This is a genomic window from Streptomyces prasinopilosus, assembly GCF_001419695.1.
Lineage (GTDB): Bacteria > Actinomycetota > Actinomycetes > Streptomycetales > Streptomycetaceae > Streptomyces > Streptomyces prasinopilosus.
This window is the reverse complement of sequence record NZ_LIRG01000493.1, coordinates 1-2,382: the sequence shown is the minus strand read 5'-3', so window position 1 is coordinate 2,382 and position 2,382 is coordinate 1. Positions and strand designations below refer to the sequence as shown.

At 75.9% G+C, this 2,382-nt stretch carries 2 protein-coding genes; both read left to right on the top strand.

Annotated elements, in window-relative coordinates; translation table 11 throughout:
* A partial coding sequence (locus AOK18_RS20340; protein WP_079105108.1) for a penicillin acylase family protein occupies positions 1-1,704 on the top strand: 1,704 nt, incomplete at its 5' end.
* Complete coding sequence (locus AOK18_RS20335) at positions 1,697-2,308, top strand: GNAT family N-acetyltransferase (RefSeq protein ID WP_055695300.1); 612 nt, start codon at positions 1,697-1,699, stop codon at positions 2,306-2,308. The genes AOK18_RS20340 and AOK18_RS20335, both read left to right, overlap by 8 nt.
* The last annotated feature ends 74 nt before the right edge of the window (positions 2,309-2,382 follow it).

Below are 2,382 nucleotides of genomic sequence, written 5' to 3'. Positions count from 1 at the left end.
GTGCGGGTCCCCCGCGATCACCGCCCGCCCGGTCACCGTCCGCTCCCCGGCGTCTACCAGCAGATCCACCTGTCCTGTCCGGAGTTCGACGTCGTGGGCATCGCCGTGCCCGGCGTCCCCGGCATCGCCCACTTCGGCCACACCGGCTCGGTCGCCTGGGCGATCACCAACGCCATGGCCGACTACCAGGACCTGTACCGGGAGCGGTTGCGCCGCACGGGCGCGGGCGTGGAGGCGCTCGGCCCGGACGGCGTCTGGCACCGGGCCGCCCGGCACACCGAGACCGTCGAGGTCGCCGGCGAGGACCCGGTCGAGGTCGAGGTGATCGAGACCGACCGGGGGCCGGTGGTCATCGGCGGCCCCGAGGGCCTGGAGGACGGCGTGTCCGAGCCCGGCGCGCCCCCGGTCGCCGTCGCCCTGCGCTACCCGCCCCGCGTCACCGGCGACCTGGGCTTCGGCGCCCTGCTGCCGCTGCTGCGGGCCCGCCGGGTCGCCGACGTGGACCGGGCCCTCGACCTGTGGGCCGAGCCGGTCAACGTGGTCCAGGCCGCCGACACCGAGGGCGGCACGCTGCACCGGGTGGCCGGCCGGGTGCCGGTACGGGCCGAGGCCAACCGGATCGCTCCGGTGCCCGCGTGGGAGCCCGGCCACGACTGGCGGGGGTGGCACGAGTCGCCGCGCGCCGGCCTGACCGACGGCGTCGCCGTGATGGCGAACCAGCGCGGACCGGCGGCCCCCCTCGGCGTCGAGTTCGCCGCGCCGCACCGCGCCGACCGCATCACCGCGCTGCTCGCGGGCCGGGAACGCTGGTCGGCCGCCGACATGCCCGCCCTCCACACGGACACCCGCCTCGCCTCCGCCGCCGCCCTGCTGGACCACGTCGCCGCCCTCGACGGGCTGACCGGACCGGCGGCCGGCCTGCGCGACCGGCTGCTGGACTGGGACCGGCACATGGACGCGGACAGCACCGGCGCGGCCCTGTACGCGGCGGTGCGCGGCGCGCTCGTACGGCAGCTCGCGCGGCACCCCGCGTTCGCCCGGCTGACCGTGCCCCCGGCCGTCCCGGAGGTGTTCCGGCCCTGGCTCGCGCTGACCCCCCGGATCGGCTACGCGCTCGAACACCTCCTGACCGCGAAGGAGTTGTACGGCATCGACCGCCCGGCGGCGGTGCGCGCGGCGCTGGAGGAGGTGGCCGCCCGGCCGCCGGCGGGCACCTGGGGCGACACCCACCGGCTGGCGCCCTGGCGGGCCCTGCCGCCCGCGACGCCGTACGACGAACCCGCGCTGTCCGGCGACCACGACTGCGTGCTGTGCACCTCCTCGGTGCCCGGCCTCACCGACCTCGCGGCGCGCGGTCCGGCCGCCCGGTACGTCTGGGACCTGGCCCGGCGCGAGGACAGCCGCTGGGTGGTGCCGCTCGGCGCCTCGGGCGTCCCGGGTTCGCCCCACCACCGCGACCAGCTGCCGCTGTGGCTCGCGGGGGACCTGGTCCCGGTCGTCACCGACTGGGACGCCCTCCGCAGGGAGGACGTGGTCCATGACGTGGTCCGGGGCCGGGACGCCCGGGAAGGCACCGGTGCGTTCGACGAGACCGACGAGATCGACAAGACCGGTGAGACCGACAAGACCGGCGAGGCCGGTGGGAGCGACGGGCTCCGGGAGTCCGCCGGGCTCCACGAGGTTCAGGAGGAGACCGATGTCTGACCCGTACGCGCCCCGTGAGGCCGTGCACGAGCACGTGGCCGACGGCCTCGGCTCCGTACGCGTGCTGCCGCTCGACCCGGCGGCGGACGCGGCCGTCCTGCACCGCTGGGTGAGCGGTGAACGCGCCTCCTTCTGGGGCATGAACGGCCTCACCGAGGAGCAGGTGGCCGGGATCTACGCCCACATGGACACGCTCGAGACCCATCACGCGTACCTCGTCGTCAAGGACGGCGAGCCGGTCGCGCTGCTCCAGACGTACGAGCCGGAGGCCGACCGGGTCGGTGACTGCTATCCCGTCGAGCCCGGTGACATCGGCGTCCACCTGCTGCTCGCTCCGGCAGGTCCTCAGGGGGCCCGCCCCGGGTGGACCGGCGCGCTGCTGGCGGTCATGGTCGAGTTCGTCCTGCTGGGCCTGGACCGCGGGCGCGTGGTGGTCGACCCGGACGTGGCCAACGCGAAGGCGATCGCCCGTTTCCTGCGACAGGGTTTCACGGCGGGCCCCGAGGTCGTCCTGCCCGAGATCGTCCTGCCGGACGTGTACCTGCCGGAGAAGAAGGCCCAACTCGCCTTTCTCACACGGGAGGCCGCCTTCGGGCGCAGGTGACGCGGGCCGGACGGCGGATCGTCGTCCCGCGGGCCGGTGAGCATTCCGGCTCCGGGTGGGGTACGGACGGGAGG

What these genes read in the sequence shown, in the direction of transcription:
- AOK18_RS20335 (WP_055695300.1), top strand. Translation starts at nt 1,697, where the DNA reads ATGTCTGACCCGTACGCGCCCCGTGAGGCCGTGCACGAGCACGTGGCC.